Here is a 20,448-nt window from a genome sequence, read left to right on the forward strand (position 1 = left end):
CACTCGGTCGCGCATCCTCACCGTAGCGACGGCTACGCTTCCGGTGCGCTCGGTCGCGAAACCCCACAGCTGCGGGACCTGACACTGTCTCGCTACGTCTGGGTCATGAATAAGCCGGGTTGGATGGATCGAGCAGGCGCTCGAGCGCGGATCGACTGGTTCCCATTCGGCGGGCCATTTCCGATTTACTCAACCCTTATTGATTCATCAACTCCTCGATCTGCCAGGCGATGACCCGCTTGGTGGCTACTGCTTCGCTCTCGGCCAGCAGATCGTCCTGTTCGAGGAAGTCATCAAGGCGGCTTCCAATATGTTTGCTCATTTTCAACGCTCCCGTTCCGCCAGTCGCGAACGGGCCAGGTCAATGTCTGCTGCAGGGCTCAGGTTTTGTCTCGGTTTTCCGCAACCACCGGTATACCAGCGCTGTCGAGCGTGATGGCGCCGAGGTGATAGCACATGATCGCTGCCGGGATCAAACGGATGAGGATACCATCCTGCTGCCGCTCGCCCCATTGGTCTATCGTGGTGCAAATCGCCGCATTCAGCCCGGTGCTGCGACAGAACTTGGCCAGGTTGCGAGTCAGGCGGGCGTCTTGCAGCGGTCGGTTGCTCCACTTGGCTTCCAGTGCCGCCTGGGGTTGAAGATTTCTATGTAGATGAACCAGATCAACCTCGCCGCCGCTCCAGGCGGCGTAGCGAATTTCACGGTCGGCGTGAAAAAGCTGTGCCAGCAGCCCAGTTTCGACCAGAGCGCCAAAGCTGTCATGATCTGCGGTCATTTCGCCAAACAGGGCCGCCCGCATGGTCGGGTTGGTGAGATAGGCCTTGAACTGGCGTTGACGCTTGAATCGTCGTCCCGACTGGTCGATGCGCTGGAGCCGATGGATGAGAAACGCGGCTTCCAGGTATTCGATGTACTTGAGCAAGGTCGGTTTGGCGACATTGCTCTTCTGACTCAGCTCGCTCGGTGAAATGACCTGGGCGGTGTTGTAGGCCAGCATGGTGAACAGGGCATTAAGCTCCTGCACGTCGCTGATGCCGTAAAGAATCGGCAGATCTCTGAGCAGCACCTTGTCGACGATATCGGACTTGATGAAGCGCTGCGCATTGGCGCGCACCTCTTTCGACAGCGCGACCTCGGGGTAGCCGCCGTAGTTGAGGTAGTTGATGAAAGCCTGGTTGAGCTGACCGTAATCCGGCACGTCGTAGCGATTTTCGTTGACGGTCAGCAACTCATGTTGCCCTGACAGGAGCAGATACTCAGGAAAGGTCAGCGGCGGCAGCAGGAAGTCGGTGAAGCGGCCGGCGCCGGATTCCTGGCTGCTGCGCTTTAGCGCCGCGGCCGCTGATCCAGAAACCAGGATGCGCAGATCCGGCCGTTCATCAACAATTGGCTTGAGATGACGTTCCCAGTCTCGCAGGTACTGGATTTCGTCGAGAAAGACAAAGCGTGGCTGATCCGGGCTACTTGGAACACCGCTATCCAGCGCGTCGACCAGAGCGGCCAGAGACTGGTACTGCAGAACTGGGTGCTCGACGTCCAGATAACCAATTCGTCGCGGGTCTACACCATTCTGAATCAGGCGCTCGACCAGGTGGAAGATCAGGTAGGTCTTGCCAACTCGGCGCGGGCCAAGCAGTACCACTGCGCGCCGAACCGCAAGCTGTGCGACCAGAGGGTAGAGCACTTCCAGGTATGGCCGAGGCCGGGCGTGTTGGATAGGGGAAATAGCAGCGGAATCGTCCTGCCACCACGGATTGGTGCGCAAAACATGTGCTTTAACCTCTTGATCTGAAATGGTTTTCAATGGAAATCGAAAATAAGAAAACTTTGTTTATCTTATCAGGGAAGTCATCCGTGGGCAATGACTCCTTCGGTTTTGAGGCCACGGCGAATTGCTACTGGCTCACGCCGTTGCCCGCTGTCTAGGCCTGAGAGCAGAACTGGGAGTACGCGTGCTGATGGTCGACGCACTGAACGAAAAAGCCGCCGACTTTTACCGGGCCTACGGATTCCGCCCGACAACAGCCCGGGCGCTCACGCTTTACCTGCCTTTGGGCACGCCCTGGCCTGAAGAATCGGCTTCCAGCGTGCTTACTCAGCTGCTCGAACTCGCGCCTCAGATCCGCCGCCAGTCGCTCGTCCCGAACCTCGACCTGCCATTCAAGCTCGACACGAATTGCCCCCGTGGTATTCATTGCATTCCTTCCTGGTTGTCGGCCAATCTCCATTAGAGCGGCTCGGTTTACTCGTGAGCTAGGCGGTGGGTGGTTCGAGGCATTAAATTATCCCAGGCCGAACCGGAACTTATTGACCTGGCGGCGCAGCCAGGCTTCTGTGTAGTTTCCGCGCAGCTTGGTGCCGTGAGGCATGCCGAGCGCGGTGGCCATGGCCTCGAGAGAGATCAGTTGGTCCAGCCAGCCTGCCTGGCTGCATACGCGGATTGTGCCTATGTCAGGGCTGTTCAGTAGCCAGGCGGGCTCTTCAAACGTTCGCGCAAAGGCCACCAAGTGATGCTCCCCGGGATCCAGCCCGTGATCGGGAAAGTAGATATCCATGGTGGCCAGCTCTGTCTTGCTGACTTCGGCGATCTGGCTGAGCTGTTCCCTGAGCAGAGCGGGGTCGATGTTCTGCTCTTCTGTTCGGTTCTGATGGCCGGTTTGAGTTTCCTTGAAGACTTCCGCTACCGTGACCAGGCGAAACTGATTGGCCATGCCTTTCCAGCGTCGGACCCGGTGGGCCTCGATGATCACATTCGCGTCGACCAGGATGAGATTCCCTCTCTGCAACGCCATGCCACCGACTATAGGTCAAATGGCGCTGGTACGTCATGTTCGGTGAACAGGGCATGCAGCGCATCAATCGTCATGCCCATCAGCCCGGCTGCCCGGCGAACGGTGAGGCGCCCGTGCTCCAGGCCCCAGCGCAGGCGTTCGACGAAACGCGGACTGAAAGGGAGCGGAGCGTGCGAATTGGCGCCGTGGTTCAGGCGAAGTTTCTCGTCGTCGATTCGTTTTGCCTGTGCGCGGGGCAGGTAGCCCAGATCGACCAGGCGCCACTTCATGGCCGGCCCGCTGACGCCCATCGCGTTGGCCAGCGTCATGATCCAGGCAATGTGCTCGGCCGCTTCGGGCTTCGGGTGCTGATTGATCAGTGCTTCCATCGGCTTGCGCGGCATCAGCAGGCCGCTGGCAAAGGCATTGGCCAGCTGCTCAGGGCGAGGATTGCCATTGGCGCGCAGGCGCACGTTCTCAATGTGCGCCGGCGGCATCTGGTCCCAAGTGGCAAGGTGGAACAGTTCATGGGCCAGATTGAAGGCGCGGCGGGCGGGTGACTCACTGCGGTTGACCAGCACAAAGTTCAGCCCGCCCAGACGGCAGGCGGCACCGGAAATGCCATCAGGCGCGTCAATCTGCAACACCAGCACATTGAGCTTCTCGTCCAGTGCTTGCTCAAGGCTGAGTGCCGGCACTGCGCCGAGATCAAACTGGGCAGCAATCGATTCGCCTTCACTGGCCGCGTCCTCGAAACTGCTCTTCTCGGTAATGTCCAGTTTGGGAACCAGGGAATTGACGGGTTCGCCGGCCGTGCGGCTCAGGTGTCGATAGAGCGCCAGCCAGTTCACTGCCTGGTTCTCGAACTCCTGGATGGTTTGTTCCGGGACCTCGTTGCGACGCCACGAAAAGCTGGCCTCATCGACAACCCGATAGGGATCGGAAAAGGCCGACAGTTCCACGTCGAAAATATCCGCCAGACGCACCAGTTCATCAGCCGACACCTTGCGTTCGCCGGTTTCGATATTGGAAATGATCTGCCGGTCCTTCACGCCCAGGGCGCGGGCGAGATCGACCTGGCTGATGCCGGCGCGCTCGCGGAAGGCGGCGATTCGCCGGCGAATTCGACTTGCATCCATTGCGACACCCCGGGCTTTAGGCAATAAAATCTTGCATTACGATATGTTGCAAGATTATTGCATAGGATGCCCCACGTGAGGTGAGATTCTTGGTTTCTGCTATTGGGGTGTTGTAACCCTATGAAAATAAGCTGTTTCCTAGGGTTTTGTGGAATAGGGAAAGAGGGCTTTCCTTATTTTCCTCAGTGCCGTGGGCGGAGCGCTGCGGTCGTCGTTGACCCTGATGTCGGCAATTTATACCTCGATTTCGGCCAGGTTGCCTTTTTCCTCCAGCCACTGGCGGCGGTCGGCGGCGCGCTTGCGGCCCAGCAGCATGTCCATGATGGCGTCGGTGGCGGCCGGGTCGTCGACGGTCATTTGCAGCAGGCGGCGGGTATCGGGGTCGATGGTGGATTCGCGAAGCTGCAGCGGGCTCATTTCGCCCAGGCCCTTGAAGCGTGTTTCGGTGACCTTGCCCTTTAGTTTCTCGGCCTCGATGCGGGCGAACAGGCCCTGGCGTTCTTCACGATCCAGCGCGTAGAAGGTTTGCTTGCCGACATCGATCCGGAACAGCGGCGGCATGGCCACGAACACGCGGCCGGCCTCGACCAGCGGGCGGAAATGCTTGAGAAACAGGGCCGAGAGCAGGGTGGCGATATGCAGCCCGTCGGAGTCGGCATCGGCCAGGATGATGACCTTGCCGTACCTGAGTTTCGACAGGTCGTCGGAGCCCGGATCGACGCCGATGGCGATGGCCAAGTCATGCACTTCCTGTGACTGTAGCACCTGGGCCGGGTCGGTTTCCCAGGTGTTGAGGATCTTGCCCCGGAGCGGCATGATGGCCTGGTACTCGCGATTGCGGGCCTGCTTGGCGCTGCCACCGGCCGAGTCGCCCTCGACCAGGAACAGTTCGGTTTCCTCCAGGTCCGAGGAGGCGCAGTCGGCCAGCTTGCCGGGCAGGGCGGGGCCGGCGGTGACCTTGCGTCGGGCCACCTTCTTGCGTGCCTTCTGGCGCTTGAGCGCGTTGTCGATGGCCAGCTTGGCGATCGCCTCGCCGTCCTCGACATGCTTGTTCAGCCACAGCGCGAAGGCGTCCTTGACCACGCCGGAGACGAAGCTGGCCGCGGCGCGTGAACTCAGCCGTTCCTTGGTCTGACCGGAGAACTGCGGGTCGGCCAGCTTGACCGACAACAGAAAACTCAGCCGCTCCCAGACATCTTCGGGCGAAAGCTTGAGGCCACGCGGCAGCAGGTTGCGGATCTCGCAGAACTCCCTCAGCGCCTCGATCAGGCCCGTTCTCAAACCGTTGGTATGGGTGCCGCCGGCCGGCGTGGGAATCAGGTTGACGTAGGATTCCTGCAGGAGTTCGCCCTCGGGCACCCAGCTCAGGGCCCAGGCCGCTTCCTGGTCGGCGCCGGAGAACTCGCCGGTAAACGGTTTTTTCGGCACCCGCTCCAGTCCTTCCAGGTTTTCGGTCAGGTAGTCGGTCAGTCCGTCGGCGAACTGCCAGGTTTCGGTCTCGTCGTTCTTGAGATCGTTGAGCGTCACTTTCAGGCCGGGGCAGAGAATGGCCTTGGCCTTGAGCAGGTGCTTCAGGCGCGGGCGCGAGATATTGGGGGAGTCGAAGTAGGACTCGTCGGGCCAGAAATGTACCGAGGTGCCGGTGTTGCGCTTGCCGACTTCGCCGACAACGCTCAGCGGCTCGACCGTTTCGCCGGCGGCAAAGATTGTTTGGTGTTCGGACCCGTTGCGCTTGATGCGGCAGATGAGTTTTTTCGACAACGCGTTGACCACGGAAACACCCACCCCGTGCAGCCCGCCGGAAAACTTGTAGTTCTTGCCCGAGAACTTGCCGCCGGCATGCAACCGGGTGAGGATCAGCTCGACGCCGGGCAGCTTGTGCTCCGGGTGCGGGTCCACGGGCATGCCGCGCCCGTCGTCGACCACCTCGACCGAGCCGTCTTTGTGCAGGGTCACTTCGATATGCTTGGCGTAACCGGCCAGCGCCTCGTCGACCGAGTTGTCGACCACTTCGGCGACCAGGTGATTGGGCCGGGTGGTGTCGGTATACATGCCGGGCCGGCGCTTGACCGGCTCGAGGCCCTGCAGGACTTCGATATCGGAGGCCTGATACTGGTTGCTCATGAATCTCTCTGCGCGACAATGAATCGGATGAACGAGAGTATCTCAGATTCGGCCGGCCCCAGGGGTCGACCGTGAAGATCATTCTCAGCCGCAAGGGTTTTGATTCCTCGGCCGGCGGCGTGCCCAGCCCGATCCTGCCCGACGGCCGGCTGATCTCCCTGCCCATCCCCGATGCCCTGTCGACCATACGCTACGGGGAGATCGGCGATGAAACGCGCCCGATCGGAAAGCTGGTGTCCAACCTGACCCGTGGACGAATCCGCGCAACCAGCCGTGCCCACCTCGACCCCGATCTCGTGGCATCGGACTTGCCGCGCGCAGGCGGCTGGCGAGCGCTGTTCGGCCAGACAGGCGCGGCGCAGGGCCATCTGGCCGGCCAGGATATCGGCTCGGGCGATCTGTTTGTCTTCTTCGGCCTGTTCCGGCAGACCCGATGGCATCGCGGGCGACTGCAGTTCATGCCGGGCGCCCCGCGCCAGCACCTGATCTGGGGCTGGCTGCAGGTCGACGAGGTCGTGCCCGTGGATGCGTGCCCGGAAACGGTTCGACGATATGCCGATTATCACCCGCACTTACGCCGTGACCCCGACCCGGCCAATACGCTCTACATCGCCCGCAGCGAACTGACGCTACCGGCCGGCCCAAATCCGGGCCAGCCCGGCGCCGGCGTCTTCGAACACTTCAGCCCGGCACGCTGCCTGACCGATGCCAACGCCACCGGCCCCAGCCAGTGGCGCCTGCCCGCCTGGTGCCGGCCCCGGAATGGATATGTACCTTTGAGTTGCCACGACCGCCTGGCGCGCTGGCACAGCGATGCCAATGGCGTGCGCCTGCAATCGGTGGCCAGGGGACAGGAGTTTGTCCTCGATACCGGCCGGTATCCGGAAGCGCTGGATTGGGTAGCTGTAATGTTTCGGAGTTGATCGAGACGTACATGACAGCTCCATGTGGATTGGGGTGATGGGGGCAGGGTGGCGAGTGGTCTTGCCCGTGGCCGGAACCGAGGTGAATCGCGTTGTACCGGTTTAGGGCTCGGTGGCGTTCTGGTGCCAGCAAAACTTCCCCTCTTCAAAGTTGGGCTGGCCTTGCTGGCTACCAAGACTTGGGGGCGCTCGAAGTTCGGATATGCCGTGCCGGCTTCCATCACCTCGAACCCGGCCACGGGCAAGACCACTCCCCACCTGACGTGTGGGAGTAGATTGATGACAGGGTCAAGGAAAGGCCGCCACCAGCCTTTCAAGCTTCCTCTCACACATCAAAGCGGGTGGTATTCGACCGATGGTGGTTCGAACGGGTGGCGGAACCGGGCACGGACTCCTCCCGGGCCATCATTGCCCCCGAATGTTGCATCGAAGTCATCGGGATTCTATGTGGCAACGAGGCAGTTTCGCCGACGCAATGGCCACCACGTAAACATTCACTGCCCAGGCCGATCACCCGCGCGGGCCGCCATCGGTCGGATGCCGCCCGCTACTCCTCCAAACCTCAACCAGACGAGACAGTTCGGCGCCAAAAGGGTATAAAGTCCGGAGCCCACAAGCTCGCGACATCGAAGCGGAAATGACAAGCGCCCACCGGCTTGGTCCGATGTCCATTGGCTGGGTCATCATGACCCTGCTGGCCATTGGCGTGGCCGGCTATTCGTCCATGGCCTGGTGGAGCCCGGACACCATCGGTTTCATCCAGGCACGCGAGGGCTTTCTCCGGCAATTGCTGGTGGCCCATGCCCTGACCGGTCTGGTCGCGCTGGCCATCGGCCCGTTCCAGTTTCTTTCCAGCCTGCGAAAACGTTGGCCACGGCTGCACCGCTTGCTGGGGCGCACCTATCTGCTGGCCATTCTGTTCAGTGGCCTGAGCGGTTTGTGGCTGGCGTTCTACACGGTCGGCGGTTTCGCCGCCACTTCCGGCTTTCTCGTGCTGTCGATCGGCTGGCTGCTGACCGGTTCGCTGGCTTTGCGCGCCGCATTGCGAAGGGATTTCGCGGCGCACCGTGCCTGGATGATGCGCTCTTACGCGCTGACCTTCGCCGCCGTTACCTTGAGGATCTATCTTGGCCTGGGGGCGGCTGCCGGGATACCCTTCGCCGAGATCTATGCGACGGCCGCCTGGATGTCCTGGGTGCTGAATCTGGTGGTGGTCGAATGGTGGTTGCTGGGCCGGCCCGCACCGAAACGTGGGAGAGTATGAGGCATGCCTGAGTTCAAGCTGGTGGAGGCGGGCGATGAGCACGTCGATCTTGCGCTGGTGCAGTTGACCGATGACGCATACGAATTGCGCCTGCGTGTGAAGGTCGGTTACAACTTTTCCTACTTCCCGGCCCGCAATCTGGGCTTATATGTGTTCAGGTTCAGCCCGAACGAGCTGAGCGAGTTTCTCAAAGACCTCGATGCGGGCAGGGAGTCGCGACACGCCACCGTCGATGGCCGCTGGCGCTTCAGTATTGCCCTCAGGTCTGCACCCTCCGGCCTGCCCATGAGAGATGTCGTCCTGCGCGGCCGCTTTCTGTTCGGGATACCGACTCCCCCGGTCCTGACAACCATCTGCACTGAAGCAATCGAGCAGCTACGCGACTATCATCGCCAACATTCCCTGTCGTAATCAGCCGGCACCGGCCAGGCTGATGAAAACCTTCTCCTACACCCCAAAGCGGGTGGTATTCGACCAATGGCGGCCCAAGCGGATGACGGAACCAGGCACCGATTCCTCCCCGGCCATCAGTTCCCCCGATAGCGGGGTCGAAGGCATCGAGGCTTCATGCAGCAATGAGATAATTGTGCCGACGCAAAGGCCACCAACTCCGAATCCATCGCCCAGGCCGTTCACCCGCTTGGGCCGCCATTGGTCGGATGCCATCCGCTCCCTCCCCACTCTCCTGGGCTAACATAAAGCCCATGAAGCTCTACTGGCTCCTGATCCGCTTTCTGCGCCTGGTCAACCTGCTCTATTTCGTCGATATCCGTTCTGTCGGCCGTGAGCAGGTGCCCGGGCAGGGGCCGGTGATTGTGGCCGCCAATCACCCCAGTTCCATTCTAGACTCCATTCTGCTGGCCACGCAGATTCACAGGCCGATCAACTACCTTGCCCGCAGCGGACTGTTCCGGTTTCCGGTGATTTCGACCGTGTTTCGCTGGCTGGGCGCGGTGCCGATCTACCGGCCCCACGAGGTCAAGGATTATGCCGTGCGCAACGTGGCGGTCTTCGACAAGGTGTTTGAACTGCTCGAGGCCGGCGGCTGCGTCGGCGTTTTTCCCGAGGGGCAGAACTCGCCGCCGACCCGGATCGGTCCCTTGCGCAAGGGCACGGCGCGCATGGCCCTGGGTGCCGAGGCGCAGAATGATTATTCGCTCGGCCTGGTGATCGTGCCGGTGGGGGTGAATTTCGAGAATCGCGACTTTCTCATGAATACCGTGCTGTTGCGCTTCGGACTGCCGATTCGGGTGGCCGACTACGCCGAGCTGCATCGCAGCGAACCGGAAAAGGCGTTTGCCGAGCTGACCGCGCGCATCAAGCGCGAGCTCAACCGCTCGACCATGCATATCGAGGACGAGCGCATCGGGCAGATGGTCGAGGAGCTTTCGCAGGTCTTTGGCGACACCCTGGGTGAGCGATTCGAGCTTGATGAGAGTGAACGACATGTCGATCCGGCAGGTCAGCGGTTCTACAAGCGCTGGCTTTGGAAGATAGCGGCCTGGTATCGGCGTACCACCCCGGAGCACAGCGCGGCCTTCGAGCGACGCATGCACTCACGCCAGCAGATTCACGACATTCTCACCAAGGCCTGGCAGTCGGATCCCGACCGTGTTGTTGCGCTGAACAACCGGCTTGATCGCTACAAGGATCACCTGCGCCAGACCGAGTTGCGCGAGGCGCTGAAGCATTCTTTCGATACTCCGGTGCGCCAGCGGTTGATTCGCCTGCGCATGACGCTCTACTCGCTGCTGATGGCGCCGCTGGCGTTGTTCGGGTTAGTGCACAACATGGCGCCCTACTTACTGACCAAGACGCTCTCGCAGCTCAACCGCGACGAGGCGGTGCGTGCCTTCAGCTATTTCGGGCTCGGGGTGATCACCTTCGGTGCGACCTATTCTTTCATCGGGCTGTGGTTGTGGCATTACACCGATTTCGGCATCGCCTGGTCGGTGGTCTATCTTGCCGCACTGCCGCCGACCGGGTTTGTGGCGCTGCGCTATCGGCGCAACGTGCTGGTCTATCGTGATCGCATCCTGGTGCGTACCCTGTTTTTCAATCGTCAGGAGCTCATTGATCTGCTTCGGCGGGAGCGTCGCCTGCTGCACGAGCAGTTCCTTGCCCTGGCCGGGGACCGACCTGACACCAGCCCGAGCCGTGACTGATAGAGTGACAGGGGTGGATAAAGCGGAGAGAGCTGAATGGCTGACATCAAGGCGTTAACGCCCGAGCAGGTCTACCGTGCCTGTCCGGTCGAGTCGCTGGATTTCGAAACCACCGAGCATCTTGATGCGCTGGGCCTGCCCCATGGCCAGCAGCGGGCCGTCAGCGCGTTGCAGTTCGGCGCTGCCATCGAAAACTCCGGTTTCAACCTGTTTGTGCTGGGACCGCGCGGCATTGATCGGCATGCCCTGATTCGTCAGGTGCTGGGCGAAAGAGCTGCTGCCGAGTCGGTGCCGCCGGACTGGTGCTACGTCTACAACTTCACATCCCCGGACAACCCCCGCGCCATCGACCTGAAAGCCGGTGACGGGCGGCGTTTCCATCGCGACATGGACGGGTTCGTGGAGGAGTTGCGCACCAGCATGCCCGCGGTGTTCGAAAGCGAGGAATACCAGTCGCGCATGCAGGAGTTGCAGGATGACATCGAGAAGCGCCAGCAGGAGGGGATCGCCGAGATTGGGCGTGAGGCTGGCGAAAGCGACATCGCGCTGATCAGTACACCGTCGGGATTTACCCTGGCGCCGATGCTCGATGGCGAGGTGATGGAGCCGGAGGAATACGAGAAGCTCCCGGAAGACCAGCGCGAGCGCATCGAGAAAAAGGTGGCCGAGCTGCAAAAGAAGCTGCAGCAGGCCGTCCAGCGCATCCCTCGCCTGCGCAAGGAACTGGCGACCCGGGTGCGTTCGCTCAACGAGGAAATGATGCTGTTCGCGCTGGGCGGGCCGATGCGCGAACTCAAGGAGCGCTGGTCGCATGCCCCGTCGGTCATCGAACATCTTGATCGCGTGCGCGAAGACGTGGTCGAGAATGCCGCCGCGTTTCGTGGCGGGCGCGGTGGTGGCCCGCCGGATGAATTGCTCGATCGCTACCGGGTCAACCTGCTGGTCGACAATGCCGAGCTCGAGGGTGCGCCGCTGGTCTACGAGGACCTGCCCAACCATCATCACCTGGTCGGTCGCATCGAGCACCAGGTGCGCAACGGCGCCCTGCATACCGAGTTCTCGCTGATTCGGGCCGGCGCCCTGCACCGGGCCAACGGCGGTTACCTGGTGCTCGACGCGCGCCGCGTGCTGACCCATCCCATGGCCTGGGAAAGCCTCAAGCGGGTGCTGTTTTCCGGCTCGGTGCAGATCGAGTCGCTGGAAAGGCTTTATGGCCTGGTCAGTACCGCCAGCCTGCAGCCGGAGCGCATTCCCTTGTCGATCAAGGTGGTACTGGTTGGCGAGCGCATGCTCTACTACCTGCTGGCTCACTACGATCCCGACTTTCTCGAACTGTTCAAGGTCGAAGTCGATCTCGAAGATGAACTTGAGCGTGACGACGAAAGCCTGATGCTCTACGCACGCCTGCTCGCGACCATGGCCCGCGGGGCCGGGCTGCCGCCACTGGATCGCGGTGCTGTGGCCCGCGTAATCGAGCATGCAAGCCGGCTGGCCGACGACCAGCTCAAGCTCACCGCCAGCGATCGTGTGCTGCGCGATATTCTGATGGAGGCCGGACACTGGGCCAGTGAGGCGGGCAGCGAAGTGATCGAGGCGGCGCATATCCAGCACGCCATCGACGAGCGCCTGTCTCGGGCCGACAGACTGCGACGCAAAAGCCTGGAGCAGATCCGCCGCGGCACGGTATTGCTCGCTACCCGCGGCGAGCGCACAGCCCAGGTCAACGGGCTGTCGGTGCTGCAGTTGGGTGGATTCCGTTTCGGGCGCCCGTCGCGCATTACCGCGACCGCGCGTCCCGGCAAGGGCCAGGTGGTCGACATCGAGCGCGCCGTGGAGCTGGGGGGTCCGATCCACAGCAAGGGCGTGATGATCCTGTCGCGTTTCATCGCCGGCCGCTATGCACCCGAGGGCGAGTTGTCGCTGTCGGCCAGCCTGGCTTTCGAACAGTCCTATGGCGGCGTGGACGGCGATTCGGCCTCGGTGGCCGAGACCCTGGCGCTGCTCTCGGCCATTGCCGATGTGCCGCTGAAGCAGTCGCTGGCCGTGACCGGTTCGGTCAACCAGCATGGCGAGGTGCAGGCCGTCGGTGGCGTCAATGAAAAGATCGAGGGCTTCTACGATGCCTGCCTGGAAACCGGCGGGATCGATGGCCAGGGGGTGCTGATCCCGGTCAGCAATGTCGAGCACCTGATGCTGCGCGCGGACGTGCGCGAAGCCATTGCCGAGGAGCGGTTCTTCGTCTATCCGATCGCCAGCGTCGATGACAGCATCGTTTTGATGACTGGGCTGGAGGCCGGTGAGCTTGATGCAGGGGGGCAGTATCCGGAGGGCAGTTTCAATCGTCGGGTCAGCGAGCGCCTGGAGACTTTTGCAAAATCGGCGCGGCGCGGTAGACGGAACAAGGATGGCAACGGGGACGCCAATGGAAAAGCCAGCGACGGCAGCGAGGACGACTGACCATGGCGGCCGGGCCATCCGATCGCCGGGATGGGCCGTTGCCCGTCGGCCAGCGGATCATTGTCCTGCTCGATGATTCACCCGAGTCCATGAGGGCACTGGAAACAGCGGCTGGCCTGGCCCGGCATCACCGGGGCGCTTTGCTGGGGCTGTTTGTCGAGGAGCGGGACCTTGTTCGCAGCGCCGGGTTTGCCTTTGCCGGCGAGATCGGTGCGACATCCGGCGGGCTGCGCCAGCGTCCGGCCGAAGGCGTGAGGGGTGAAATCAGGCGACGTGTGCGCCTGCTGCGACAGGCCCTGGAGCGCATCGCCCGGGCCCGCGGTATCGAGCATGAGCTCGTTGTGCGTCGCGGGCGCGTCGTCGAGGAAATCCTGTCGTTCAGCGCCCCCGACGATCTCTTGATCGTGGGTCGTGTCGGTTGGTCCCAACGGCTGGGTCGAACGTTTGGCTCCGTGCCGCTGGCGCTGGCGCGCTCCGCGCCCGGTGCGGTATTGATCTGGACGGCGAGTCGACCGGTGCCGGGTGGGCGTATTGCCGTGCTGGCCGAGAACGGATCGACGCTGGAACCCGTATTGGCCGTGGCCCACGAGCGGGCAACGCTTCATCAATGCGGCATCAGCGTGCTGCTGCCGCCGGGTCTGGCACCGAAACAGATCGAGAGTGTCAGGCATCAGGCGAATACCGCGCTTGATCCCGCTGAAGTGCCGCATGACATCCGGGTCCTGACTGCCGCCAATCCCGCCAGTCTGATTCACGCACTGGGCCAGGCCCGTGCCATCGAACTCATCCTGAGCCGGCGTGGCCAGCTGCTGAACGACCCGGAAGCTGCCCGCTTGCTCGAACGCATTCGCCTGCCGGTGTGCGTAGCGCCATAGCATGGGTTGACGTTCTCAGACGCTTCAATTCTCGAGAATGATGCTGGCGGAATTCAGTCTTGAGGCGGCGATTCCTGCCAGTTTAGCCCTGCGACGATCGATGGCGTCGAACGGCTTCGAGCAGCTCGACGGCAGCATGATCCCGGGATCGCCCCATGCGCTTCTTTTCGGCGATCAGTTCGTCCAGGTCCAGCACTCTTAGCGAGCCCACGCTCATTTGCAATTCCGTGGAGGTGTCGACCAGATCCTCGTAGCACTGGTTCTCGCCGATAAACCCCAAGATGTCCAGCGGTCCGGCCCGCGTGATCAGCAGCAGATGACCGCCAGCGAGGATGTGTTCAACGGTGGGATAAATGGGCTTGTGGTGTTCGCGAAATCGAGCTTCAAGATTCGACAAGGCCCGGATCAAGCGCTCGGCGTTGGTTTTTTCCAGGCGAACGAGAGTGTCGAGGTCAAAGGTGGTCGTCGGCGCACCGTGAATGACGGCAGCCACTCCACCAACAACGATGTATTCAACCTCGTGCTGGTTGAGCGTTTCCAGAATCTCTCGGAAGCTCGGAGTCATGTTCGGACCTCAAGGCATGGAGAAAGGCAACCCTGGAGTCCAGCTCGGCCAGCCGCTGGTCGGCCGAGAGGCTGGCAAACCAGCGGATCATCGAAGCGTCATGAGAAGATTCTGGTCGAGATTGAGTGTGTTCTTTCTCCATTACCTGAGTTTAACGAATCTGCAGGAGCTGCACGAGTCAGCTGATGACCAGTTCCCTGGCCGGATCGCGCAGGTTGTAGCGCGAGGCCATGGCCGCGCCGTAGGCGCCGGTGTTGGCTATCAGCATGACATCGCCTTCGCGGCTTTCGGGCAGCAGGCGGTCCAGGCCCAGGATGTCGCCGGTCTCGCAGATCGGGCCGACGACGTTGTAGACATGGTCGCCGGCTTCATCGAGCCGGGTGAGGTTGACGATTTCGTGCCAGGCGCCATAGAGCGCCGGGCGGATCAGCGAGTTCATGCCGGTGGCGACACCGATGTAGCGCACATCGCCCTTGCCCTTGGTCTGGGTGACGCGGGCCAGCAGCACGCCGGCCTCGGAGACCACGTAGCGACCCGGTTCGATCCAGATTTCGACGGGCTGGGAAAGCTGTTGCCTGAGCCTGGCCAGGCCGCCGTCCAGCGCGGTGATGTCCAGCGGCTGGCCGTCGGAGCGGTCGGGTACGCCCAGGCCGCCGCCGAGATTAATGACCTCGACTTCGCCGAGCTGGCGCGCGGCCTCGCCCAGTGTTTCCAGGCTGCGGTGCCAGTTGTCGGCATGCAGGATGCCCGAGCCGGTATGCGCGTGCAGGCCGACGATGCGGATGTCGTGGGCATCGGCCAGGCGCTGGACGCGATCGAGTTCCGACAAGGGGATGCCGAACTTGGAATGCGAACCGGCGGTTCGCACCAGCTTGTGATGCCCCAGGCCGGAGCCGGGGTCCAGGCGCAGGAATAGTTCGCGGCCGGCAAAGTCGCTACCCCATTGTTCGAGGATATGCAGGTTGTCGATGGTCAGGCGCATGCCCAGCTCCAGCGCCTTGCGGTATTCGCTGCGCGGAATGAAATTGGGCGTGAGCAGCATGGCCGAGGGGTCGAGTCCGTCGACGCTGTTCAGGGCATGCTCGGCTTCGGCCGTGGACACGCATTCGATGCCCAGACCGCTGGCGACAACGGTACGCAGGATGTCGGGATGGGAGTTGGCCTTCATCGAGTAGAGCACGCGGTCGACCGACTGCATGGACTTCAGTCGCGTGCAGGCGGCGCGGACGCAAGCGAGCGAATACACGTAGGCGCTGTCGTGACCCGACAGGCGTTCGAGCAGTTCTTCGCGCTGCTCGCTCCACCACGGGCGGGCCGGCTTGACCTCGGCATCGCGGCGGAAGAGCTGTTCCCAGGTCGGTCCGAAGATCGAGTCGCCGCCCACGCCACCAGGAATCACCTGCTGGTGCAGTTGCTGGACCAGGCGGTCTGCATGGCGCGACTCCACCACGAAGGTCAGGTTGAGGTCGTTGGCTGCCTGGCTGACCTGGTAGATGCGGCGCTGCTCGAACACTTCCAGCGCGGGCCCGAGCCGGTGCAGGATGGTGCGGATGCCCAGCCCGACCAGGCTGACGGTGGCGCAATCGGGCAGGATCTCGACCCGGCACAGCCTTGAGAGACGACGTTCGAGCTCATCGAGTGTTCTTGCATCGGTGACATTGGCGCCGGGGTCCAGCGTCAGCGTGACGTTGGATTCGGAAGTCGAGACCTGGTCGACCGACAGACCCATATCGCGAAACACGGCGAACGCGTCGGCCAGGAAACCGACCTGCTGCCACATGCCGATGTCTTCGAGCGAGACCAGGGTGATGCCCTTGCGCTGCACGATGGCCTTGACTTGGGCACCATGCTCACGCGCATCCGGGGTGATGCGCGTGCCTTCGATATCCGGACGGGAGGTCTGCTTGAGATGCAGTTCGATGCCGTTGTCGGCCGCGGGAATCAGCGCACGCGGATGCAGCGCGCGCGCACCCATGGCGGCCAGTTCCTGTGCTTCGCGGTAGCTGACCAGCTTGAGCAGGCGCGCGGCTGGAATATGGCGAGGGTCGGCGGTAAACAGCCCCGGCACGTCGGAAAAGATATGCACCTGTTCGGCACCCAGCAGCGCGGCGATCAGGGTAGCCGAGGTGTCCGATCCGCCGCGGCCGAGCAGCACGGTTTCGCCGGCGGCATTGGCGGCGACGAAGCCGGGCATGACGACCACCGGCTGCAAGTCGGACAGTCGCCGTTGCACTTGCGGGTCGGGCGTGGTGCGGCATTCGGCCGAAAGATACTCGGCCCGACGGCTGCGCCGGGGGTTGGCCTGGCTTGTGAGGATATCGCGACTGTCGAGCCGTTCGGCCGCAATGCCACGGGCCTGAAGGCAGGCTGTTGCCAGTTGGCTTGACAGTAGCTCGCCCATGCCCACGATTCGGGCCTGCCAGGCGGGATCATCCGGGTCGGCGTCCTGGTCGAGCAGCTCACCCAGCCTGGCGAGCTCACTGTCGAGCAGATCGGTTGCCAGGCCGAGCTTTTCCAGCAGAGCATGGTGGCGCTGCCGCACCTCATTGCAGACGGCATCTGCTGGCTGGCGGGTCTCGACTCGCGTTTGCGCTTCAAGCAGGTCGGTAATACCCTTGAGCGCAGAAACAATGATCACGACGCGTTGGCCACTGGCCATACGGTCGCTGACATGGTCGGCAATGCGTGACCAGTTGTCCGGGTTGGCGACGGAACTGCCGCCGAACTTGCAGATCAGAAATGCGTCGGATGTGCCGGGTTGGATGGAAGTCATCGTGAAGGAATGAGGGTTGCCCACTCGGTATTGATTGGTTGAATGTCATCAATCGGGTCTGAATTATGACCTTTGAGTGACACGAAAGGCGGCAATTTTACGCTATATAGATAAGATGAGCACTGTATCGCCAGCACCTGAAGGCACGCGCTCGGTTGGATTGACGGATATCGGCCGTGTCAGGGGAGAAAATCAGGATGCCATCCTGGCCGATGACGAGTTGGGATTATGGCTCGTGGCCGACGGCATGGGAGGGCACGCTGGTGGAGCCCGCGCCAGTACCATCGCTCGTGACACGATCCGGCAGCAGGTGCAGTCCGGCGCCGGGCTGGATGATGCCGTGATGGCTGCGCATTATGCAGTGCGTGCCGAGCAGCGCGATCAGCCCGATGTGGGCGACATGGGGACGACCATAGTTGCCGCGAGGGAACTCGAAGGGCGCGATTGCGAGATCTGCTGGGTGGGCGACAGCCGCGCCTACAGCTACTCGCGGACCGAGCATCGGCTCGACATGCTCACGGCCGATCACAACGTCGCCGGCATGCTGGTCGCCTCGGGCGCCCTGAGCCCCGCCGAAGCCGCCTGTCACCCTCAGCGCCACGTGCTGACCGACTGCCTTGGTCTGGCCGGTGACGAGGAGCCTCGCCTGGGGCAGTTGGTTAGAAGCTGGCAGTCCGAAGAGTTGCTGATTCTGTGTTCTGATGGCCTGAGTGGTGAGCTGAGCGATGAGGAAATCTGCCAGGTGCTGAAAGATGGCGTCGGGCTGAAGGATATAGCCGGCAGCCTGCTGGATCGAGCCCTGGCAGCTGGTGCGCATGACAATGTCTCGCTGGTGCTGGTGGGTCCTCCGAAAGTTTCCGGCGGTCGCAAGGGGCGCTGGTTATGGCCGTTTCGTCGCGGCGAGGGAAACTGAAACGAATTGGCGCCGTGCTCTGGTGCTCAGGGGGTGTCGGTGTATAGAATCATCCTGTGGGTCCCGAACTCCCGTGCAGGTCTTCCTGTCCGGTCGAACTGCGCACAGTGCAAGTACGGCGGATCGGTTCGGGATGCCGAGCCACTAATGAGGTGAAGAATATGAGCAGCAAGGAACAGGAGTCGAAACGCAGGCCGCGACACCAGCGTGACGCGGGGCCGCAAGGGACCCAGGTGTTCAGCCGCGAGGAAGTCGGCAAGCTGCTGGACGAGGCGGTATCCGATACGGATCAGGCCGATGGCGCTGAGTTGCGCGGGGTCAGCGAGTCGGTTCATGGGCAGTCCTATGCACTGGCCGGCAATACGATGGTGGTCGGGCGTTCACCGGATTGCGGAATTCGTATCGAGGAGGCCAGTGTGTCGTCCGAACACGCCCGTCTGGTGCGTGATGACGATGGCTGGCGGGTGGTGAACCTGCTGTCGACAAACGGGACGTTCGTCAACGATCGCAAGATTTCCAATGCCGCCATCAAGGATGGTGATCATGTCCGCTTTGGTCGGGCGGAGTTCGTGTTTCACGATGCTGACCACCGAATTGGCAGCGGTGGTCAGCGGAACTTCAAGAGTTGGTGGCCACTCGCGGTCGCAGCGGCCGCGATCATCGGACTGGCTGTAGTCTTTCTGCTGCTCTGAAGCCCCTTTTGGCCCCCGGTTCAGGCCGGCGGGCCCTTGAACGTGCCCAGAACGACGACCGTCTTGCCCGAAGCGCGAATCATGCCTTCGTCTTCGAGGTTTTTCATGACGCGCCCGGCCATTTCACGGGAACAGCCGACAATGCGACTGAGTTCCTGGCGGGTGATCTTGATCTGGGTGCCTTCCGGATGCGAAATGGCATCGGGCTCGGAGCACAGGTCGATCAGTGTCTTGGCAATACGACCCTGAGTGTCGAGGAACGCGAGGTGATAGACCTTGCGGCGTGTGTGCAGCAGGCGCTGGGCCAGTTTTGAGCCGATGGCGGTGAGGATATCGACCGCGTACTCACGCAATTCGTTGTCCAGGGCCTCGCGCAGCCGTATGTATGACACCTCGGCCACTTCGCAGCGCGTGCGGGTGCGAACCAGCGATTCGCGTTGATTGGGCTTCATGAACAGGCCCATCTCGCCAATGAAGTCCCCGGGGTTGAGATAGCTCAGGATGAGCTCCCGGCCGTCTTCACCTTCCGTTGATACCGAGACTGATCCCTCGACGAGGTAAAGAAGGGTTTCGCCCGAGTCACCGGGTCGCATGATGGTGGACTTGGCTGGAAAATGCTGCCGCTGGCAGATGCTCAGAAAGCGATCCATCGCTTCACGGTCGATGGGATAGAACTGAAAGTCGCGCATGCTGTTCCGACTCTGACTGGTTGGTTGTTGGAATGATTCTGGCTCGCATACGCCGGGTGCAAGCGTGACGAGCCACTCAATTCTGCCGCCTGGGGCAGGTTTCGTCAAACATCGCAGCCCTCGGGGCTCTGCCGATCACGGTTTCAGCCGGAGATTGCCCGCCGGCCTGGATTGTGACCGTGCCGGTACACGGGTGGAAACGAGGGGGCTCGATGGTTGATAATTCGCCACCTGAATTTCCATCTCAACAATCCGGTCCCCTCAATCATGGCTTCACGGCGAATCAAGCTTCACGGTTTCAATAATCTGACCAAGGCTCTCAGCTTCAATATCTACGACCTGTGCTATGCCACTTCGGAAAGTCAGCGCCGGGAGTACATTGCTTATATCGACGAGGCCTACAACGCCGAGCGCCTGACCCAGATCCTGACCGATGTCTCGACCATCATCGGTGCCAATATCCTCAACGTTGCGCGCCAGGACTACGAGCCCCAGGGCGCCAGTGTCACCATTCTGATTGCCGAGGAGCCGGTCGAGGGTGACGAGGAGATTGGCACGGCTGCCCCGGGTCCGTTGCCCGAAAGCGTGGTCGGGCATCTCGACAAAAGCCATATTACCGTGCATACCTATCCGGAAAGCCATCCGCATGACGGCATCTGCACGTTCCGGGCGGATATCGATGTGGCCACCTGCGGTGTGATTTCACCGCTCAAGGCACTCAACTACCTCATTCACAGCTTCGAGTCCGATATCGTGACTGTGGATTACCGGGTGCGCGGGTTCACCCGGGACGTGCGCGGCAAGAAGCACTTCATCGACCACAAGATCACCTCGATTCAGGACTACTTCAGCCGCGATACCAAGAAGGCCTACGAGATGATCGACGTGAATGTGTATCAGGAAAACCTGTTCCACACCAAGATGCGCCTGAAGGATTTCGACCTCGACAACTACCTGTTCGGCATCAATGCCGAGGAGATCGACCGACGCGAGCGGGCACGCATCGAAAAGCGTCTGCGCAAGGAGATGCAGGAGTTGTTTTATGGGCGGAATATGTAAGGTGAAAGGAGTTTCCGGGAACCGGAAACCGCACA

General features: G+C 61.9%; 18 protein-coding genes. 10 read left to right on the forward strand and 8 right to left on the reverse strand.

The genetic code is table 11. The annotated features are described in order from the left end of the window. Positions 1 to 196: 196 nt before the first annotated feature. Together IC757_RS16830 and IC757_RS02795 are read right to left on the reverse strand one after the other, a co-directional pair. Positions 197 to 322: a hypothetical protein gene (locus tag IC757_RS16830; protein WP_263405579.1), complete on the reverse strand. Its 126-nt coding sequence runs from the start codon at positions 320 to 322 to the stop codon at positions 197 to 199. A gap of 58 nt (positions 323 to 380) precedes the next feature. Then, on the reverse strand, positions 381 to 1,688 hold the full coding sequence (locus IC757_RS02795) for an ATP-binding protein (protein WP_190975883.1): 1,308 nt from the start codon (positions 1,686 to 1,688) through the stop codon (positions 381 to 383). Between the two features lie 274 nt (positions 1,689 to 1,962). Between IC757_RS02795 and IC757_RS16660 the strand changes: the two genes are divergently transcribed. Next, positions 1,963 to 2,235 (forward strand): hypothetical protein, encoded by a 273-nt coding sequence (locus IC757_RS16660; RefSeq protein ID WP_223846228.1) that lies wholly within the window; start codon positions 1,963 to 1,965, stop codon positions 2,233 to 2,235. 51 nt (positions 2,236 to 2,286) lie between these two features. On the opposite strand, the gene IC757_RS02805 is transcribed toward IC757_RS16660, so the two are convergent. The 3 genes from IC757_RS02805 to parE form a co-directional block, all read right to left on the reverse strand. After that, positions 2,287 to 2,796 (reverse strand): hypothetical protein, encoded by a 510-nt coding sequence (locus IC757_RS02805; protein ID WP_190975884.1) that lies wholly within the window; start codon positions 2,794 to 2,796, stop codon positions 2,287 to 2,289. 8 nt (positions 2,797 to 2,804) lie between these two features. Next, the gene (locus IC757_RS02810; protein ID WP_190975885.1) at positions 2,805 to 3,914 is read right to left on the reverse strand and encodes a helix-turn-helix domain-containing protein; all 1,110 of its coding nucleotides are present in this window, start codon (positions 3,912 to 3,914) and stop codon (positions 2,805 to 2,807) included. A gap of 234 nt (positions 3,915 to 4,148) precedes the next feature. Continuing rightward, positions 4,149 to 6,038 carry a DNA topoisomerase IV subunit B gene (parE, locus tag IC757_RS02815; protein WP_190975886.1) on the reverse strand — a complete coding sequence of 630 codons (1,890 nt, stop codon included), beginning with the start codon at positions 6,036 to 6,038 and terminating at the stop codon, positions 4,149 to 4,151. Positions 6,039 to 6,109: 71 nt separating this feature from the next. On the opposite strand from parE, the gene IC757_RS02820 reads away from it, so the two are divergent. The 6 genes from IC757_RS02820 (at position 6,110) to IC757_RS02845 (ending at position 13,722) form a co-directional block, all read left to right on the forward strand. Beyond that, positions 6,110 to 6,961, forward strand: coding sequence for a hypothetical protein (locus IC757_RS02820; protein WP_190975887.1), 852 nt, complete (start codon positions 6,110 to 6,112; stop codon positions 6,959 to 6,961). A gap of 637 nt (positions 6,962 to 7,598) precedes the next feature. Further along, entirely contained in the window at positions 7,599 to 8,225 is a 627-nt protein-coding gene (locus IC757_RS02825) for a DUF2306 domain-containing protein (RefSeq protein WP_190975888.1), read from the forward strand. A 3-nt stretch (positions 8,226 to 8,228) separates the two neighbouring features. Continuing rightward, positions 8,229 to 8,636, forward strand: coding sequence for a hypothetical protein (locus tag IC757_RS02830; RefSeq protein WP_190975889.1), 408 nt, complete (start codon positions 8,229 to 8,231; stop codon positions 8,634 to 8,636). Positions 8,637 to 8,929: 293 nt separating this feature from the next. Beyond that, positions 8,930 to 10,390, forward strand: coding sequence for a 1-acyl-sn-glycerol-3-phosphate acyltransferase (locus IC757_RS02835; protein WP_190975890.1), 1,461 nt, complete (start codon positions 8,930 to 8,932; stop codon positions 10,388 to 10,390). A gap of 36 nt (positions 10,391 to 10,426) precedes the next feature. After that, positions 10,427 to 12,847, forward strand: a complete 2,421-nt coding sequence (locus IC757_RS02840; protein ID WP_190975891.1) for a Lon protease family protein — start codon at positions 10,427 to 10,429, stop codon at positions 12,845 to 12,847. A 2-nt stretch (positions 12,848 to 12,849) separates the two neighbouring features. Further along, complete coding sequence (locus IC757_RS02845) at positions 12,850 to 13,722, forward strand: universal stress protein (RefSeq protein ID WP_190975892.1); 873 nt, start codon at positions 12,850 to 12,852, stop codon at positions 13,720 to 13,722. Between the two features lie 82 nt (positions 13,723 to 13,804). On the opposite strand, the gene IC757_RS02850 is transcribed toward IC757_RS02845, so the two are convergent. Both IC757_RS02850 and IC757_RS02855 read right to left on the reverse strand, forming a co-directional pair. Next, positions 13,805 to 14,287, reverse strand: a complete 483-nt coding sequence (locus IC757_RS02850; protein WP_190975893.1) for a hypothetical protein — start codon at positions 14,285 to 14,287, stop codon at positions 13,805 to 13,807. 178 nt (positions 14,288 to 14,465) lie between these two features. Then, entirely contained in the window at positions 14,466 to 17,060 is a 2,595-nt protein-coding gene (locus tag IC757_RS02855; protein WP_190975894.1) for a bifunctional aspartate kinase/diaminopimelate decarboxylase, read from the reverse strand. Positions 17,061 to 17,175: 115 nt separating this feature from the next. On the opposite strand from IC757_RS02855, the gene IC757_RS02860 reads away from it, so the two are divergent. Next, positions 17,176 to 17,973 (forward strand): PP2C family protein-serine/threonine phosphatase, encoded by a 798-nt coding sequence (locus IC757_RS02860; RefSeq protein WP_190975895.1) that lies wholly within the window; start codon positions 17,176 to 17,178, stop codon positions 17,971 to 17,973. Positions 17,974 to 18,134: 161 nt separating this feature from the next. After that, positions 18,135 to 18,665, forward strand: a complete 531-nt coding sequence (locus IC757_RS02865; RefSeq protein ID WP_190975896.1) for an FHA domain-containing protein — start codon at positions 18,135 to 18,137, stop codon at positions 18,663 to 18,665. A 20-nt stretch (positions 18,666 to 18,685) separates the two neighbouring features. Here IC757_RS02865 and crp read toward each other — a convergent pair whose 3' ends face one another. Further along, positions 18,686 to 19,354, reverse strand: a complete 669-nt coding sequence (gene crp / locus IC757_RS02870) for a cAMP-activated global transcriptional regulator CRP (protein ID WP_223846229.1) — start codon at positions 19,352 to 19,354, stop codon at positions 18,686 to 18,688. 267 nt (positions 19,355 to 19,621) lie between these two features. Here crp and speD point away from each other — a divergent pair, with 267 nt between their 5' ends. Continuing rightward, positions 19,622 to 20,413, forward strand: a complete 792-nt coding sequence (gene speD / locus IC757_RS02875; protein WP_190975897.1) for an adenosylmethionine decarboxylase — start codon at positions 19,622 to 19,624, stop codon at positions 20,411 to 20,413. Positions 20,414 to 20,448: the final 35 nt, after the last annotated feature.

The sequence above is a fragment of the Wenzhouxiangella sp. AB-CW3 genome, from assembly GCF_014725735.1.
In the GTDB taxonomy this organism is placed as follows: domain Bacteria; phylum Pseudomonadota; class Gammaproteobacteria; order Xanthomonadales; family Wenzhouxiangellaceae; genus Wenzhouxiangella.

Coding starts and splice junctions, on each gene's coding strand:
- IC757_RS16830 (WP_263405579.1), bottom strand. CDS start 322: ATGAGCAAACATATTGGAAGCCGCCTTGATGACTTCCTCGAACAGGAC.
- IC757_RS16660 (WP_223846228.1), top strand. CDS start 1,963: ATGGTCGACGCACTGAACGAAAAAGCCGCCGACTTTTACCGGGCCTAC.
- IC757_RS02805 (WP_190975884.1), bottom strand. CDS start 2,796: ATGGCGTTGCAGAGAGGGAATCTCATCCTGGTCGACGCGAATGTGATC.
- IC757_RS02810 (WP_190975885.1), bottom strand. CDS start 3,914: ATGGATGCAAGTCGAATTCGCCGGCGAATCGCCGCCTTCCGCGAGCGC.
- parE (WP_190975886.1), bottom strand. CDS start 6,038: ATGAGCAACCAGTATCAGGCCTCCGATATCGAAGTCCTGCAGGGCCTC.
- IC757_RS02825 (WP_190975888.1), top strand. CDS start 7,599: ATGACAAGCGCCCACCGGCTTGGTCCGATGTCCATTGGCTGGGTCATC.
- IC757_RS02830 (WP_190975889.1), top strand. CDS start 8,229: ATGCCTGAGTTCAAGCTGGTGGAGGCGGGCGATGAGCACGTCGATCTT.
- IC757_RS02835 (WP_190975890.1), top strand. CDS start 8,930: ATGAAGCTCTACTGGCTCCTGATCCGCTTTCTGCGCCTGGTCAACCTG.
- IC757_RS02840 (WP_190975891.1), top strand. CDS start 10,427: ATGGCTGACATCAAGGCGTTAACGCCCGAGCAGGTCTACCGTGCCTGT.
- IC757_RS02845 (WP_190975892.1), top strand. CDS start 12,850: ATGGCGGCCGGGCCATCCGATCGCCGGGATGGGCCGTTGCCCGTCGGC.
- IC757_RS02850 (WP_190975893.1), bottom strand. CDS start 14,287: ATGACTCCGAGCTTCCGAGAGATTCTGGAAACGCTCAACCAGCACGAG.
- IC757_RS02855 (WP_190975894.1), bottom strand. CDS start 17,060: ATGACTTCCATCCAACCCGGCACATCCGACGCATTTCTGATCTGCAAG.
- IC757_RS02860 (WP_190975895.1), top strand. CDS start 17,176: ATGAGCACTGTATCGCCAGCACCTGAAGGCACGCGCTCGGTTGGATTG.
- IC757_RS02865 (WP_190975896.1), top strand. CDS start 18,135: ATGAGCAGCAAGGAACAGGAGTCGAAACGCAGGCCGCGACACCAGCGT.
- crp (WP_223846229.1), bottom strand. CDS start 19,354: ATGCGCGACTTTCAGTTCTATCCCATCGACCGTGAAGCGATGGATCGC.
- speD (WP_190975897.1), top strand. CDS start 19,622: ATGGCTTCACGGCGAATCAAGCTTCACGGTTTCAATAATCTGACCAAG.